We start from the raw sequence: 16,529 nt of genomic DNA, 5'->3' as shown, positions 1-16,529 counted from the left end.
CCAACGTAGCTCGGGGGGGGACTGCATGCGCCTCTCCATGGTCAGCGTTGCCGGGCCAGACGGCCGGCAGGAAGCCGCACCCCATCCACCAGGGACGGGAGCGAGGACATGAGCCGGTCGATTCCTTCGACCTCGCATTGAGAACTCATGCCCGCCCATCTTGGCACAGATCCGCAGGCCGTCAAAGAGGGGTGCGGCAGACAGGGCTGTTATGTGAAGTGCGTCTCAGATCTTGCCGTCACGCAGATAGTCGAACAATTCGGCGTCGCCCTTCAGCCCCAGCTTGAGCATGGCGTCGCCTTTCTGCCGGCTGATGGTGCTGACGCTCTTGTGCAGCTGCAGCGAGATCTCCTTCACCGTCATGCCGGTGCCGAGCAGTCGCAGCACCTCCACTTCGCGTGGTGACAACGGCTTGCCGTCGCCCTCGCGCATGCGCCAGCTGCCGGCCGCGTCCACCCGCTCGCGCAGGCTGCGGCTGATGTAGGGCTGGCCGCGGTAGACCGACTGGATGGCCTGCGGCAGCTCGTCCATCGACGAACTCTTGTCGACCAGGCCGAGCACGCCACTGTCGAGCACCATGCGCAGGATCGCCAGGTTGCTGGAGACGCTGAGCATCAGCACCGGCAGGTCGGGATGGCGGCGGCGGATCATGCCGATCATGGCGAAGCCATCGGCCTGTGGGCTGCCCGGCATGGAGTAGTCGGTGACCAGCAGGTCACAGGGTTGGTTGGCGAGCAGGGTCATCAGCGCCTGCGCACTGTCGGCCTCGCCGACCACGCGGCCCACGCCGCTCGACTCGATGACGGCGCGGGTACCAATACGGACCACGGGGTGATCGTCTGCGATGATGATGCGCAAGCTCATGCTCTAGTATGGCCATCGGGCACGCCGGACCGCGACCATCGCGGTCCCTGGCAGGATTCTAGGAGATCGACGCAGATGCGTAGGTGGGCTGTTCGCGGGCTGCTCCTGCTGCTGGCGGTGCTGGCCCTGCCCGTGGCCCAGGCACAGCCGGCCCCTGGCCTGCTGCCGCTCAGCCCGTTGCAGCGCGAATACCTGGTGGCGCATCCGACCATCGTTGTCGGGCAGTATGACAGTGGCTGGCCCCCCTTCGAGTCCCTCCGTGATGGCGAACAGGTCGGCCTGGGGCCGGACTACCTGTCGCATCTTGCACGCCAGCTCGGCGTGAAGGTCGAGATGCGCCGCTATCCCGACTGGACATCCGTGTTGGATGCGACATGTCGTGGCGAGATCGACGTGGTGATGAATGTCGGTCTCAGTGCCGACCGCACCCGCTGCATGGTCTATACCGCTGCGTATTCCGAAGCGCCACTGGCGCTGGTGGGGCGACCGGCGGACCTTCGTGCGTCCGAGATACCCGACCTGGACGGCCTGCGGGTGGTGATCGAGCAGGATTTCCTGACCGGCCCGCAGGTACGCGCGCGTTTCCCGCGTGCCCGCCAGCTTGTCGCAAACGACACGTTGACAGCGTTGCAGATGGTCAGAGACGACAAGGCCGATGTTTACATCGGCAATGCCTTCGTCGCCACCGAGCTGATCGCCAGCCGACGCCTGCAGGGCGTGGCGCTGCTGCGACCGAGCGACCTTCCCCCCGAACGGCTGCACTTCGGCATTCCCAACGGCAAGCAACCCCTGGCTGAAGCCCTGGACCTGGCGCTGGCTGCCACCAGCCAGGCCCAGCGGGATGCGCTGGCGCAACGCTGGCTGCCCCCTCCGCATTGGTCGGCATCAGCGCAGCTGGCGCTGAGCCAGGCCGAGAAGCGTGTGCTGGAGCAGCCGCTGAAGATCGGTTTCGCCCCGAATGCCGCGCCGCTGTCGTTCACCGGCGAGGATGGCCGGCCCAGTGGCCTGGCCAGCGAGTACCTGCAGCGCTTGATGCAGGCGGGCGCCAACCTGCAGATCGAGAACAGCCACGACTGGTACGAGGTGCGTGAGAAGGCCCGCCGCGGTGAACTGCAGGCGGTGATGGGCATGCCCGCGGATTCGCGCTACCTGGGCCCGGATTGGGTGTTCAGCCAGCCCTTCATCAGCGTGCCGAACGTGATCGTCACCCGGACCGATGGTCCGGCGCTGCTGGGACTGGCCGACCTGCAGGGCAAGCGCGTACTGCTTTCTGATCCGGAGCGCCTGCGCCGCTACGTGCTGCAGCAGGCACCGCAGGCCCGGATCATTGCTGCGCGCAGCGCCGAGCAGGCCCTGCAGCGCCTGCTCGATGGTGAAGCCGATGCCTACGTCGGCAATCTTGCGCTGGTCGATCACCTGCTGCGCAGCCGTTTCCCGGCGCGGCTGCAGGTGGCGGCTCCGGCAGGCTTCAATGACCAGCTGGCATTGGCGGTGGATCGACGACATGCAGCGCTGGCCACTACCTTCGACCGCCTGTTGCTGCAGATGACCCCACGCAAGCGCGAAGCGCTGCGCAGCGCCTGGCTGGCCGTGGAGTACCGCAACGGCGTCAATTGGAACAACGCGCTGCGGTGGGGGATACCAGTGCTGCTGGTGCTGCTGACCGCGATGCTGGTGCATGGTGTCGGCCATTGGCGATTGCGCCGTGAGGTGGCCGGACGCCGCCAGCTGGAGCAGCGCCTGGCCGAGGTGACCGACAATCTGCCTGCGGTGGTGTACCAGGCACGTCGCGATGCCGATGGCACGCTCAGCTTCCCGTTCATTGCCGGCGACCTGCCTGCCTTGTTCGGTATCACCCGGCAGCAGGCCGAACAGGACGCGAGGGTGTTGCTGGAACGCATCGAGGAAGAGGACCGCGCGCACATCCTGCACTCCATCGAGCAGGCCGCGCGCCAGTTCGCCCCATTGATCCTGGAGTTCCGCCTGCGCAGTGATGGGGAGGGCGCGCGCTGGGTGCGCAGCCAGGCCCACCCCTATGCCGCCGAAGAGGGCGCGGTGATCTGGAGTGGTTACTGGGTGGACGTGAGCGAAGCGCGGATGCAGGCCGACGCCCTGACGGCGGCGAAGGCGGAGGCGGAGCAGGCCGCCGAGGCCAAATCACGCTTCCTGGCCACGATGAGCCATGAGATCCGCACGCCGATGAGCGGCGTGCTGGGCATGCTGGAAGTGCTGGCGCATTCCCCGCTGGACAGCGAACAGCAGCGCATTCTTGGCGTGATCGAGGATTCGGCGCAGATGCTGCGGCAGATCCTCGACGACATCCTCGACTACTCGCGGCTGGAAGCGGGCGCAATGCGCCTGGAGCCGGTGCCGCAGCCGCTTCGGCCCCTGCTGGAAAGCGTGTGCCGACTGCTGTCCGCACAGGCCAGTGCGCGTGGCCTGGCGCTGCACGTGCAGATCGACCCACAGCTGGCCCCCGCCCACGAAGTGGATGGGGTGCGACTGCGCCAGATCGTGTTCAACCTGCTCAGCAATGCCATCAAGTTCACCGCACAGGGCGAAGTACGCCTGCAGCTGGAGGTGTTGGGCCCGACCAGCGAAGACGGTGTGCAACCGCTGTGCCTGAGCGTCACCGACACCGGCATCGGCATCGCGCCGGAACAACTGCAGCACCTGTTCGCGCCCTTTGCGCAGGCCGGTGCCTACATCCAGCGTGACCACGGCGGCACGGGTCTGGGCCTGAGCATCTGCCAGCGACTGGTGCAGATGATGCAGGGCGAACTGACCCTGCACAGCACGCTGGGCGAAGGAACCCGCGCCGAAGTGCGGATATCGCTGGTGGAGGCCGGCAGCGAGGACGCGGCGGCGCTGCTGGCCGAGCAGGACCAGACCGCGCTGCTGCCCGCCGCGCTGCGCCAGGCACGGGTGCTGGTGATCGAGGATCACCCGACCAACCAGGCGATGATGGCGTGGCGGCTGCAGCAGCTGGGCGTGCCCCATGTGCTGCTGGGCGATGGCCAGCAGGCGCTGGACCGCTTGTCGACGGAGTCCTTCGATCTGGTCATTACCGACTGCCGCATGCCGGTACTCGACGGGTTCGGCTTCACCCGCCTGCTGCGCGAGCGCGAGGGCCGTACCGGCCAGCCGCGGCTGACGGTGCTGGCGCTGACCGCCAGCGTGCTGGACGACGATGCGCGCCGCTGCCGCGAGGCCGGCATGGACGAGGTGCTGGCCAAACCGCTGTCGCTGTCCACGCTGCGCACCGCGTTGCTGCGTTGGCTGCCGCAGGCACAGGGCCAGTCGTTCGAGGCGCCGGTGCAGGAGGCCGTCGCCGACGACGATGAAGTGCTGCCTGATCTGGCCACCCTGCAGCAACGCTATGGTTCGCGCGCGGTGGCTGAGCAGCTGCGTGACAGCCTGTTGCAGGCCAGCGAAGGCGATCTGGCGGCCGTGCAGCGCACCGTGCAGGCCGGCGACCGCGAGACCGCGGCGCTGCACCTGCATCGCCAGGCGGGCGGCCTGGGGGCCATCGGGGCAAGGGCACTGGCCGGGCAGGCCAATGCGCTGGTCGAGCGCCTGCAGGATGCGGCGGAGGCCGATCCGGCGCCGTTGTTCGCCGCCGTAACGGCGTTCGTGGTGCGGCTGCAGCAACAGCTGCAGCGCCTGGCTCACTGAGCCGACTGCTGCTGCAGGTAGGCGATCACCAGGGCGCGGCGTTCTGCGCTGGGGAAAGCGTTGTACATGCGCGTGCCCGGCACCAGGTGCGTGGGTGACTGCAGGAAGGTATCCAGGGTCTGCGCGGTCCAGGTGATGTTGGCGCGGCGCATGCCGTCGGAGTAGCCATAGTCGGGCAGGCTGCCGGCGCGGCGTCCGATCACGCCGTGCAGGTTCGGCCCGAAGCGATGGATGCCACCGGCTGCACGGTGTGGCAGCCGGCACACAGTTCGAACGCGCGCTGCATGGCCTGTTGCTGCGCCTGTTCGGGCGTGGCCGGCACCGCGGGTGGGCGCTGGCAGGCCGTGGCGAGCAGGGCCACGGCAACGGCGATGAGCAGGCGGGAGGCACGCATGGTCGGGCAGGATAGCGGTGCGGTGGAGCGGCCGGGCTGCGACACGCGGTCGCAGCCCGGGGCGATCACATGCCCGAGTAGTTCGGGCCGCCACCGCCCTGCGGCGTCACCCAGACGATGTTCTGGGTCGGATCCTTGATGTCGCAGGTCTTGCAGTGCACGCAGTTCTGCGCGTTGATCTGCAGGCGCGCGCTGTCGGCTTCGCCGACGAATTCGTACACACCGGCCGGGCAATAGCGGGCTTCCGGGCCTGCGTACTCGGCCAGGTTCACCTTCACCGGAATGCTCGGGTCCTTCAGCGTCAGGTGGCTGGGCTGGTTCTCGTCGTGGTTGGTGCTGCTGAGGAACACCGAGCTGAGGCGGTCGAAGGTCAGCACGCCATCCGGCTTCGGGTAGGCGATGCGGGTGTGCTTGGCCGCCGGTTCCAGACAGGCATGGTCCGGCAGCGTGCGGTGCAGGGTCCACGGTGGGTTGCGTACGCCCAGCTTCGGCAGCAGCCACTGCTCCACGCCGGTCATCAGCGTGGCCACGGTCTGGCCCTTCTTGAACCACTGCTTGAAGTTCTTGGCCTGCTGCAGCTCGGTGAACAGCCAGCTGGCTTCGAAGGCCTTCGGGTAGGCGCTCAGTTCATCGTGCTGGCGGTCGGCAGCCAGTGCATCGAACGCGGCATCGGCGCACAGCATGCCGGTCTTGATCGCGGCATGGCTGCCCTTGATGCGGCTGGCGTTGAGGTAGCCGGCTTCGCAGCCGACCAGCGCGCCACCGGGGAACACGGTCTTGGGCAGCGACAGCAGGCCGCCGGCGGTGATCGCACGCGCGCCGTAGCCGATGCGGGTGCCGCCTTCCAGGTGCTTGCGGATGTCCGGATGGGTCTTGAAGCGCTGGAACTCCTCGAACGGGCTCAGCCACGGGTTCCTGTAGTCCAGGCCGACCACGTAGCCGATGGCGACCTTGCCGCCGTCGGCGTGGTACAGGAACGCGCCGCCATAGGTATCGCTGTCCAGCGGCCAACCGGCGGCGTGCACCACCAGGCCCGGCTCATGCTTGGCCGGGTCGATCTGCCACAGTTCCTTGATGCCGATGCCGTAGGCCTGCGGGTCCTTGCCTTCGTCCAGCTTGTAGCGCGCGATCAGCTGGCGGCCGAGGTGGCCGCGTGCGCCTTCGGCGAAGATCGTGTACTTGGCCTGCAGTGCCATGCCGCGCTCGAAGGCCGGGCCGATGCTGCCGTCCTTTTCGATGCCCATGTCGCCGGTGGCCACGCCGATCACTTCACCGTTGTCGCCATACAGCACTTCGGCGGCGGCGAAGCCCGGGAAGATCGCCACTTCCAGCGCCTCGGCCTGCTGCGCCAGCCAGCGGGTCACTTCGCCCAGGCTGATGATGTAGTTGCCTTCGTTGTGGAAGCACTCCGGCAGCAGCGCGTGGGGGGTGCTGCGCGAACCGGTCTCGCTGAGGAACAGGAATTCGTCGCGGGTGACCTTCTGCTTCAGCGGTGCACCGCGCTCGGCCCAGTCCGGGAACAGCTCGGTCAGCGCGCGCGGGTCCATCACCGCACCGGACAGCACGTGCGCGCCCGGCTCGGAGCCCTTCTCCAGCACGCACACCGACAGTTCGCGGCCGGCCTCGACCGCGCGCTGGCGCAGGCGGATCGCGGTGGCCAGGCCGGCGGGGCCGGCGCCGACGATCACCACGTCGAATTCCATTACTTCACGCGGGGGCAGGGCGTTGGCTTCAGCGCTCATCGATTGCATGACTCGTGGGTAGGGCCGGCATCGGGGCCACCGGCGGTGCCTGGGAATCGCGCGTGCAGCCACGAGCGAAACGGTTGTTTGAATGTGTCAGGGTACCGGGCCGCGCGTGATCGAGCTAGATCGCCGATGTTCACGTCATGATTGCTGCGGTGCAGCGTAATGCTCGTGGCCGGGTAGGTGCCAACCTGGGTTGGCACAGTGTTTCACCGCCCGGACCCGCTTCCGTGTGGACCAAGGTCCATACCTACCAGACGCGATGCTTGCGGATGACCGACAATGGCCGGGTCCTGACTGCGTGTGAGTGCCATGGCTTTGCATCCGTACGATCTGTTCGATGTCCGTTCCCTGCTCAACGAGGAAGAGCGCGCGGTGCAGGAGAGCGTCGCCCGCTTCACCAACGAGCGCGTACTGCCGATCATCGGCGATGCCTTTGACCAGGCCCGTTTCCCCTCTGAACTGGTGCCGGAGATCGCCTCGCTGGGCCTGTTGGGCGCCACCCTGCCAGCCGAGTACGGCGGCGGCGACCTGGGTGCGGTCAGCTATGGCCTGATCTGCCAGGAGCTGGAGCGCGGCGATTCGGGCCTGCGCAGCTTCGTCTCGGTGCAGAGCTCGCTGTGCATGTACCCGATCTATGCCTACGGCAGCGAGGAGCAACGCCAGCAGTGGCTGCCGGCGATGGCGCGCGGTGAGCTGATCGGCTGCTTCGGCCTGACCGAGGCACACGGCGGTTCCGATCCGGCCAGCATGAAGACCCGGGCGGTGCGCGACGGCAGCGACTGGCGCATCAGCGGCAGCAAGATGTGGATCACCAGCGGCCCGGTGGCCGACCTGGCCATCGTCTGGGCGCAGACCGAGGACGGCATCCAGAGCTTCGTGCTGGAAAAGGGCATGGCCGGCTTCACCACGCAGGAGATCAAGCACAAGATGAGCCTGCGTGCGTCGCTGACCGGCGCGCTGTTCTTCGACGACGTGCGCGTGCCCGACAGCCACCGCCTGCCGAACGTGAAGGGCCTCAAGGGCCCGCTGGGTTGCCTGACCCAGGCCCGCTACGGCATCAGCTGGGGACCGATCGGTGCCGCCATCGCCTGCCTGGATGAAGCACTGGGCTATGCCAAGGAGCGCGTGCTGTTCGGCCGCCCGCTGGCCGCCACGCAGAGTGCGCAGATCAAGCTGGCCGAAATGGCCCGCCGCATCACCACCGCGCAGCTGTTGGCGCTGCAGCTGGGCCGCCTGAAGGAAGCCGGCCAGCTGCAGCCGCAGCAGGTCAGCCTGGCCAAGTGGAACAACTGCCGCATGGCCATCGACATCGCCCGCGAATGCCGCGATCTGCTGGGCGGCGCGGGTATCACCACCGAGCATGTGGCGATCCGGCATGCACTGAACCTGGAATCGGTGATCACCTATGAAGGCACCGAGACCGTGCACCAGCTGGTGATCGGCCGCGAACTGACCGGCATCAACGCGTTCTGAGTGCACCGGTAGCGCCGGCCGCTGGCCGGCGTTGCCGAGTAGGGTGGGCGACATGGGACGCCTATCCGGAGATGCAAGCTGAATGAAGAACAATCCCGCTGTAAGGCTGCTGTGTCTCTCGCTGCTTTTCCAAGCCTCCGTGCTGCAGATGGCGTGGGCAGGCGACAGCGATCATGGGGCATGGACAGGCAGCTATTCGCAGGCGAGCGATCTGTGTACCGAACCGGGCAGCGGGCGTAGTTGCCGCGATGGGTTCAGGGACAGCCTGTCGATTGTCGAAGAATCACTGGGCTATAGGGTTGAGCTGCACAGTATCCAGGCGATGCAGCACGTCTGCTCCTTCGTGCTGCATATGAAGCCAGAAGGCGGAAAGCTGATTCACCAGTCCGAACTAGGCACAGTGGTTATCGAGCAACATGCAGGTGCGCTGAGAGTCTCATCCGGCGGGATCGACCCGACGGCAATGGGCTTGGGCTTGTGCGGCACGCATGCTGATATTGATGGTCTGGAGTTTCCTTCTGCGGGCAATCGCACGCGTTCCAGGCAACGCAATGGCGCCCGCTCCTGATTGATCCAGGCGGAAGATATCCACGCATGGCGTGGATCTACTGAGCGGCTGTTGGGTCCGCCTTGAAGCGAGCCGAGCATCGCAGGTCCGGCGGGGGCGAAGAGGCGCGGATGTCTGAGCGCAGCGAGTTCCGCGCCATCCCCCGGCGGGCCGAGGAGCGCAGGGTACCGGTGCGCAGCACCGGCTCGCGGATGGCGGCGCGTTTCTTTTGGTTACTTTTCTTTCCGCGCGGAAAGAAAAGTAACGCCCATGAACGCATGCGCCCGCCACAGCAATTGGGCAGAAGAGAGACGCGTGGCGTTACGCGCCGCCGGCAAACCCGTGCTGCCGCCACGCTTCGTACATCACCACGGCGACGGTGTTGGAAAGGTTGAGGCTGCGGTTGTCCGGCCGCATTGGCAGGCGCAGGCGGCGGCCATCGGGCAATGCATCGAGCACGTCCTGCGGCAGGCCGCGGCTTTCCGGGCCGAACAGGAAGGCATCACCATCTTCAAAGGCCACGCTGTCGTAGCGCACGCTGGCCCGGGTACTGAGTGCGAACAAGCGCTTTGGTGCGATCCGCGCCAGCGCGGTGTCCAGGTCGGGATGGACCTGCAGGCGCGAGTACTCGTGGTAGTCCAGGCCGGCGCGCTTGAGCTGCTTGTCTTCCAGTGCGAAGCCGAGTGGCTCGACCAGGTGCAGTTGCGCGCCGGTGTTGGCGCAGAGCCGGATCACATTGCCCGTGTTGGGCGGGATTTCCGGTTGGAACAGGATCACGTGGAACTGGGGCGCGGCATTCATCGGCGCAGTGTACCTGCGACGACCGCCGCCTTTACGGCGCACGCCCTGCGCTGGGCAGGGCGGCACCGGTTACGGGCGCAGCAGGACCTGGGCGGTTTCGGTGGCCAGGGCCTGCAGGTCGGCGGCGCTCGGGCGCACCTGCAGGGCCGGCAGGTTGATGATGACCGAGTTGGCGACGTTGGTGGCAGCGGCAGCCAGGGTGGCGGCGTAGCGCTGGGCTTCCAGCTCGGCGGCCAGAGCGACGCGCTGTTCCAGGCTCGGGCGCACCTCCACCGAGGCCAGGGTGGTGATCGGCATCGCGGCGGCGACCGGGGCGGCGACGTAGCCGTTGCGCTCGGCCAGCTGGTCGGCGCTCGGACGCACTTCCACGGTGGCCAGGGTCGGGATGCCGCTGGCCTGTTCCCAGGCCTGCTGGGCCAGCTGGTCGGCGGCCGGGCGGACCTGCACGGTGGACAGGGTCTTGATGGATTCGGAGGCCTGCACCGACGAAACAACCGCGGTGCCGGCGATCAGGGCGATGGCGATGGCAATGGTCTTGGCGTTCATGACGGGGCCTGTTTAGTGTTGGTGATCAGTGGTGTGGTAGTAAGGTAGTACACTGATTCTGGGCTTGCAAGGAAAATTTTCGGTTTCCTGCGTTTGTTCAGTCTTCAGTCAGCTTTCGTCTGAAGCCCTTCCTGGCGCAGGAAGTACCAAGCAATCCTCGTGCCAACTTTTAGTTGTTGATTTATAAGGGTTTTATGTTCATCGAAAAGTGTCCGGTGGGCGGACACCTGTCCATTCGATGTGCCGCGGACACTGTCCGGACGCCTTAAGCCGGCGCATGTGACGTTTCAGGAGCGTCCGTGGGCGCCGGGCTGGATGGCCATCGGGGCAAACACCCCCAGTGACTGGCGACCGATTCCTGCCGCTGCCTGCGCAGGCTAGGATCGGGGTTCACCTATGTGACCAAGGATCCGGATATGTCTCTCGCCCTTCGCCCGCGCGCTGCACTGCTGGCCGTCGCCCTCAGCACCGCCCTGGGTACGCTTGCGCCCACCTCTGCGCTTGCCGCCAAGCCGGCGGCACCGGCCAAGGTCGATATCCCGTACGAGCAGTTCACCCTGCCCAACGGCCTGCGCGTGATCGTGCATACCGATCGCAAGGCGCCGATCGTCGCGGTCAACGTCTGGTACCACGTGGGCAGCAAGGATGAGCCGGCCGGCCGCACCGGCTTCGCGCACCTGTTCGAGCACCTGATGTTCCAGAGCAGCGAAAACCACGACGGTGAGTACTTCGAGCCGTTCAAGCAGGTCGGTGCCACCGGCCAGAACGGCACCACCAACACCGACCGCACCAACTACTTCGAGAACGTGCCGACCACCGCGCTGGACATGGCGCTGTGGATGGAATCGGACCGCATGGGCCATCTGGTCGGTGCGATCGACCAGGCCGCGCTGGACGAGCAGCGTGGCGTGGTGCAGAACGAGAAGCGCCAGGGCGAGAACCAGCCCTACGGCCAGGCCTGGGACCAGATCAACAAGGCGCTGTATCCGGTTGGCCACCCGTACCACCACGGCGTGATCGGCTCGATGAACGATCTCAACGCGGCCTCGCTGGACGACGTGAAGACCTGGTTCCGTACCTGGTATGGCCCGAACAACGCGGTGCTGGTGCTGGCCGGTGACATCGATCTGGCCACGGCGAAGGAGAAGGTCGCCAGGTACTTCGGCAGCATCCCCGCTGGCCCGACCATGGCGCAGCCGGCGGTGAACGTGGCCAAGCGCAGTGCGGATACCCGCGAGACGATGACCGACAAGGTGCCGCAGGCGCGCATCTACCGCGCCTGGAACGTGCCGCAGGTCGGCACCGCCGACGTCGACCAGTTGCAGCTGTTCTCCGAAGTGCTGGGTGGCGCCAAGTCCTCGCGGCTGAGCCAGCGCCTGCAGCACCAGGACAAGCTGGTGGACAGCATCGGCTCGGGCCTGTCGACGTCGCAGCTGGGCTCCAACTTCGTGATCGTGGCGACCGTGAAGCAGGGCCAGGACCCGGCCAAGGTCGAGAAGATCATCGACGAGGAACTGGACCGCCTGATCAAGCAGGGCCCGACCGCGGCCGAGCTGGAGCGCGCCAAGACCGGCGCCCGTGCCGGCTTCATCCGTGGCATCGAGCGCATCGGTGGCTTCGGCGGCAAGGCCGATGCGCTGGCCGAGTGCGCGGTGTTCACCGGCGACCCGGGCTGCTTCCGTACCTCGCTGGCCAACATCGAGAAGGCCAATGCCGCTGATCTGAGCCGCCTGGGCGCGCAGTGGCTGGACAAGGGCAGCCACACCCTGGTGATCGCACCGGGTGAGCGCGTGGCGCTGAAGGAAGAGCCGAGCCAGACGCCGAAGCCGTTCACCGTGCCGGCGGTGGACCCGAAGTACAGCACCCTGCCGGAACAGGTGGACCGCAAGGCCGGCGTGCCGCAGACCCGCGAGTTCCCGCAGCTGAAGTTCCCGGCGCTGCAGCGCGCCACGCTGAAGAACGGCACCCAGGTGATCCTGGCCGAACGCCACGAGATTCCGGTGGTGCAGTTCAGCTACCAGTTCCCGGGCGGCTTCAGCGCCGACCAGGGCCGCAAGCCGGGCACCGCCAACTTCACCATGAGCCTGATGACCGAAGGCGCCGGCAAGCTCGGTTCGCTGGCCTTCGCCGATGCCGCCGACGCACTGGGCGCCAGCCTGGATGCTTCGGCCGGCCTGGATTCGATGAGCGTGGACCTGTCGGCGCTTAAGGAGAACCTGGCGCCGTCGCTGGCGCTGTACCGCGACCTGCTGCGCGAACCGCGTTTCGAGCAGGGCGAGATCGACCGGGTCAAGGCGACCTGGATCGCCGGCATCCAGCAGGAGAAGGTGAACCCGGGTGCGGTGGCGATGCGCGTGCTGCCGCCGCTGCTGTACGGCAAGGGCCACCCGTACGCCATTCCGTTCACCGGCAGCGGCGATGAGGCGGCGATCAATGGCCTGACCCGCGAGGACCTGGTCGACTTCCACCACGATTGGCTGCGCCCGCAGAACGGCACCCTGATCGTGGTCGGTGACACCACCCTGGCCGAGATCGTGCCGCTGCTGGACAAGCAGCTGGGCGACTGGAAGGCGACCGGCGAGGCGCCGCAGGTGAAGGCGGCCACCGACGTGGTGTTGCCGAAGGGCCCGCGCGTGTTCCTGATCGACCAGCCGGGTGCGGTGCAGGCCAACCTGTTCGCCGGCCAGGTGGTGCCGCCGTCCAGCGCCGCCAGTTCGACCCGCTTCGATATCGCCAACGGCGTGATCGGTGGTGACTTCACCTCGCGCCTGAACATGAACCTGCGCGAGGACAAGCACTGGTCGTACGGCGCGCGCAGCAGTGCGACCAACTCGGTGGGCCAGCGCCCGTGGATGGCCAGCGCGCCGGTGCAGATCGACAAGACCGGCCCGGCACTGGCGGAAATGCGCAAGGAAATCGCCGCGTTCGCGGATGGCAGCAAGCCGGCCACCGCTGCCGAGGTCAACCGCATCCGCAACATCCAGACCCTCAGCCTGCCCGGTGCCTACGAGACCGCCAGTGCGGTGGCCGCGACCATCGGTTCGATCGTGCAGTTCAAGCGCCCGGACGACTATGTGCTGCGTCGCAAGGCCGAGATCGAGGCGATGACCCCGGCGCAGGTGCAGCAGGCCGCCGCCGAGATCAAGCCGCAGGCCCTGACCTGGGTGGTGGTGGGTGACCTCAAGCAGACCGAAGCGGCCGTGCGCGCGCTGAACCTGGGCGAGGTGACGGTGATCGACGCCGAAGGCAACCCGGTGAAGAAGTAAGGCACCGCGTCGGGTAGTGCCGGCCGCTGGCCGGCAACCCTGAAGGGGTCGGATCCCTCCCCCGGGAGGGCTCCGACCCCCACCGTGCATTCGGGGTCAGCGCCCCCTGCGGGGATCCGACCCCTACCCGGCTACCCCCGATTCAGGCTGTTCAGGCAGAATCCCTCCATACCCTTCCAGGATCTGCCCATGCGCGTTCTGCTGCTTTCCTCCCTGCTGCTCACCGTCACCGCCTGTACCTGGGTGCCGATCGAACCGGCCGGCAAGGCGACCCGCGTGCTGCCGGCAGGCCCGGTTCCGGCCGGCTGCATCGCCAAGGGCGAGGTGGTGGTCACCGTGAAGAGCAAGGTCGGCTTCTACAACCGCAACCCGCTGCGCGTGCAGGAAGAGCTGGAAACCCTGGCCCGCAACGAGGCCCCGAGCGCCGGCGCCAACGCCGTACAGGCCGCCGCCGCGCCCGCCGATGGCAGCCAGCGCTTCGCCGCTTTCCAGTGCCCGCCGCGCTGAACGCTTCACCATACGGCCAAGCCTGAATTCGTAAAGATGCGGTGAAGGCCCTGGGGGTTATAGAATAGCGCCCCCTTTTGCCTGAGCCTTGGCGCTAACCTCGATGCTCTTCAAGAATGTCTCGATCGCCGGCCTGGCACACGTTGATGCGCCGCATACGCTGACGACCAAGGAAATCAACGAGCGGCTGCAGCCGACGTTGGATCGCCTGGGTATCCGCACCGACGTGCTCGGCGATATCGCCGGCATCCATGCCCGCCGCCTGTGGGACAACGGCGTGCTGGCGTCCGATGCCGCCACCATGGCCGGCCGCAAGGCGCTGGAAGACGCGGGCATCGATGCGACGCAGGTCGGCCTGCTGGTCAACACCTCGGTCAGCCGCGACTACCTGGAGCCGTCCACGGCCTCGATCGTGTCGGGCAACCTCGGCGTCAGCGACGAGTGCATGACCTTCGACGTCGCCAATGCCTGCCTGGCCTTCATCAACGGCATGGATATCGCGGCGCGCATGATCGAGCGCGGCGACATCGACTACGCGCTGGTGGTGGATGGCGAGACCGCCAACCTGGTGTACGAGAAGACCCTGGAGCGCATGACCGCCCCGGATGTCACCGCCGACGACTTCCGCAACGAGCTGGCCGCCCTGACCACTGGTTCGGGCGCCGCCGCGATGGTGATGGCGCGCTCGGAACTGGTGCCGGACGCGCCGCGCTACAAGGGTGGCGTGACCCGTTCGGCCACCGAGTGGAACCAGCTGTGCCTGGGCAACCTGGACCGCATGGTCACCGATACCCGCCTGCTGCTGATCGAAGGCATCAAGCTGGCCCAGAAGACCTTCACCGCCGCCAAGATCGCCTTGGGCTGGGCCGTGGAAGAGCTGGACCAGTTCGTGATCCACCAGGTCAGCCAGCCGCACACCGCTGCGTTCATCAAGAACTTCGGCATCGACCCGAAGAAGGTCATGACCATCTTCGGCGAGCACGGCAACATCGGCCCGGCCTCGGTGCCGATCGTGCTGAGCAAGCTCAAGCAGCTGGGCAAGCTGAAGAAGGGCGATCGCATCGCGCTGCTCGGCATCGGCTCGGGCCTGAACTGCTCAATGGCTGAAGTGGTCTGGTAAAAAAGTCACCGCTGACCTGCTGCGCGATTGCCTGGCCAATCGCTCGCGACGGACAGCGATGATTTTTCCAAGTGTCCAAGGGCCGGTTCTACCGGCCCTTTCTACAGGTGCGATCCGATGTCCCAGCTTCCCGGCTACCCCGCCCACCCGCAGCGCTTCGAGGTCCGCCCCGGCCTGTCGATGAGCTATCTCGACGAAGGCCCGCGCGATGGCGAAGTGGTGGTGATGGTGCACGGCAACCCGTCGTGGAGCTATTACTGGCGCACGCTGGTGGCCGGCCTGTCGGACACGTACCGCTGCATCGTGCCGGACCACATCGGCATGGGCCTGTCGGACAAGCCGGACGATAGCCGCTACGAGTACACCCTGCAGTCGCGCGTGGACGATCTCGACGCGCTGCTGAAGCACCTGGGCATCACCGGTCCGGTGACGCTGGCCGTGCACGACTGGGGCGGCATGATCGGCTTCGGCTGGGCGCTGTCGCACCACGACCAGGTGAAGCGGCTGGTGGTGCTCAACACCGCCGCGTTCCCGATGCCGGCGGCGAAGACGATGCCGTGGCAGATCGCGCTGGGCCGCCACTGGAAGATCGGCGAGTGGATCATCCGCACCTTCAACGCGTTCTCGTCCGGCGCCTCGTGGCTGGGCGTGGAGCGGAAGATGCCGGCCGACGTGCGCCGTGCCTACGTGTCGCCGTACAACAGCTACGCCAACCGCATCAGCACCATCCGTTTCATGCAGGACATCCCGCTGTCGCCGGCCGACAAGGCCTGGTCGCTGCTGGAGCGCGCCGGCAAGGCGCTGCCGTCGTTCGCTGACCGACCGGCTTTCCTCGGCTGGGGCCTGCGCGACTTCGTGTTCGACCAGCACTTCCTGAAGGGCTTCCAGGCGGCGCTGCCGCAGGCCCAGGTGCATGCCTTCGAGGACGCCGGGCACTACGTGCTGGAAGACAAGCAGGACGTGCTGGTGCCGGAGATCCGCGCGTTCCTGGACAAGAACCCGATCTGAAGGGCATGCCGACCAACGGTCGGCACACCGGACAGGTTCATGAGATTGCCGGCCAGCGGCCGGCACTACCCCTATGCCGCGACCGGCGCCTGCGGCGACGGGCTGTTGCCGTTGTCGTCCGGATGATCGTCGTCATTGTCGGCGTCATCGCGCCAGCGCCAGTCGGCCAGTGTCAGCGGATCCAGGCCATAGGCGATGCGCGCCTTGTCGCATTGCGGGCTGGCCTTGCCGTACTCCCACGACGCATCCACCTCACGGCACACGCTGGGCCGGTTGGGGTGGATGGTGCAGCGTGAGTACACGCCGATCTGCGCGTCCAGCGCCACGCAGCGCACCGGCTTGGAATGGGTGCCGCGCATGCACAGGCGGTGCGGGTCCAGCACCTCGGTCAGCTGGTGCGGCACGCCGCCGGGGGTGACCTCGTCTGATTCCATCCAATGGAAGGCCACGCGGTATTGGGTGCAGCAGGCGCCGCAGGTCATGCAGGGATGTTGCATGGGCAAGCCGCCCCGGGCGGCAGTCGGAATCAGGAACGAGGGTGCGGATTTTCCACGAAGTGGGCCGCCGCGCAAGAAATTCC

12 protein-coding genes and 1 pseudogene are annotated in these 16,529 nt (G+C 67.0%); 7 read left to right on the top strand and 6 right to left on the bottom strand.

The window, feature by feature from the left end:
- Positions 1 to 225 precede the first annotated feature (225 nt).
- Positions 226 to 864, bottom strand: a complete 639-nt coding sequence (locus tag ACXI0D_RS11225) for a response regulator (RefSeq protein ID WP_014035550.1) — start codon at positions 862 to 864, stop codon at positions 226 to 228.
- A gap of 75 nt (positions 865 to 939) precedes the next feature.
- On the opposite strand from ACXI0D_RS11225, the gene ACXI0D_RS11220 reads away from it, so the two are divergent.
- Positions 940 to 4,539 (top strand): ATP-binding protein, encoded by a 3,600-nt coding sequence (locus tag ACXI0D_RS11220; RefSeq protein WP_479642577.1) that lies wholly within the window; start codon positions 940 to 942, stop codon positions 4,537 to 4,539.
- Here the strand turns inward: ACXI0D_RS11220 and ACXI0D_RS11215 are convergent.
- A pseudogene (locus ACXI0D_RS11215) lies at positions 4,533 to 4,933 on the bottom strand (c-type cytochrome). The gene ACXI0D_RS11220 and the pseudogene ACXI0D_RS11215 sit on opposite strands and share 7 nt — an antisense overlap.
- A gap of 65 nt (positions 4,934 to 4,998) precedes the next feature.
- A complete protein-coding gene (locus ACXI0D_RS11210; protein WP_119007344.1) occupies positions 4,999 to 6,675 on the bottom strand; it encodes an electron transfer flavoprotein-ubiquinone oxidoreductase in 1,677 nt (558 codons plus the stop codon).
- A gap of 315 nt (positions 6,676 to 6,990) precedes the next feature.
- On the opposite strand from ACXI0D_RS11210, the gene ACXI0D_RS11205 reads away from it, so the two are divergent.
- Positions 6,991 to 8,154: an acyl-CoA dehydrogenase family protein gene (locus ACXI0D_RS11205; protein WP_119007343.1), complete on the top strand. Its 1,164-nt coding sequence runs from the start codon at positions 6,991 to 6,993 to the stop codon at positions 8,152 to 8,154.
- Positions 8,155 to 8,236: 82 nt separating this feature from the next.
- Positions 8,237 to 8,722: a hypothetical protein gene (locus ACXI0D_RS11200; RefSeq protein ID WP_101764696.1), complete on the top strand. Its 486-nt coding sequence runs from the start codon at positions 8,237 to 8,239 to the stop codon at positions 8,720 to 8,722.
- Positions 8,723 to 9,022: 300 nt separating this feature from the next.
- Here the strand turns inward: ACXI0D_RS11200 and ACXI0D_RS11195 are convergent, their stop codons facing one another.
- Positions 9,023 to 9,502, bottom strand: a complete 480-nt coding sequence (locus ACXI0D_RS11195) for a tRNA (cytidine(34)-2'-O)-methyltransferase (RefSeq protein WP_005407625.1) — start codon at positions 9,500 to 9,502, stop codon at positions 9,023 to 9,025.
- A gap of 69 nt (positions 9,503 to 9,571) precedes the next feature.
- Positions 9,572 to 10,048 (bottom strand): XAC0231 family protein, encoded by a 477-nt coding sequence (locus tag ACXI0D_RS11190; protein ID WP_101764697.1) that lies wholly within the window; start codon positions 10,046 to 10,048, stop codon positions 9,572 to 9,574.
- Positions 10,049 to 10,464: 416 nt separating this feature from the next.
- On the opposite strand from ACXI0D_RS11190, the gene ACXI0D_RS11185 reads away from it, so the two are divergent.
- From ACXI0D_RS11185 to ACXI0D_RS11170, 4 genes are all read left to right on the top strand, one after another.
- Positions 10,465 to 13,314, top strand: a complete 2,850-nt coding sequence (locus ACXI0D_RS11185; RefSeq protein WP_101764698.1) for a M16 family metallopeptidase — start codon at positions 10,465 to 10,467, stop codon at positions 13,312 to 13,314.
- 189 nt (positions 13,315 to 13,503) lie between these two features.
- Positions 13,504 to 13,821, top strand: a complete 318-nt coding sequence (locus ACXI0D_RS11180; protein WP_005407628.1) for a DUF4156 domain-containing protein — start codon at positions 13,504 to 13,506, stop codon at positions 13,819 to 13,821.
- 103 nt (positions 13,822 to 13,924) lie between these two features.
- Positions 13,925 to 14,941 (top strand): 3-oxoacyl-ACP synthase III, encoded by a 1,017-nt coding sequence (locus tag ACXI0D_RS11175; protein ID WP_014035559.1) that lies wholly within the window; start codon positions 13,925 to 13,927, stop codon positions 14,939 to 14,941.
- A gap of 117 nt (positions 14,942 to 15,058) precedes the next feature.
- Positions 15,059 to 15,949: an alpha/beta fold hydrolase gene (locus tag ACXI0D_RS11170; RefSeq protein ID WP_101764699.1), complete on the top strand. Its 891-nt coding sequence runs from the start codon at positions 15,059 to 15,061 to the stop codon at positions 15,947 to 15,949.
- Positions 15,950 to 16,020: 71 nt separating this feature from the next.
- On the opposite strand, the gene ACXI0D_RS11165 is transcribed toward ACXI0D_RS11170, so the two are convergent.
- The gene (locus tag ACXI0D_RS11165) at positions 16,021 to 16,446 is read right to left on the bottom strand and encodes a YkgJ family cysteine cluster protein (protein WP_014035561.1); all 426 of its coding nucleotides are present in this window, start codon (positions 16,444 to 16,446) and stop codon (positions 16,021 to 16,023) included.
- Positions 16,447 to 16,529: the final 83 nt, after the last annotated feature.

Source organism: Stenotrophomonas sp. C9D9 (assembly GCF_056491205.1).
The sequence above is the reverse complement of the archived record's forward strand: the minus strand, read 5'-3'. Positions and strand labels throughout refer to the sequence as shown.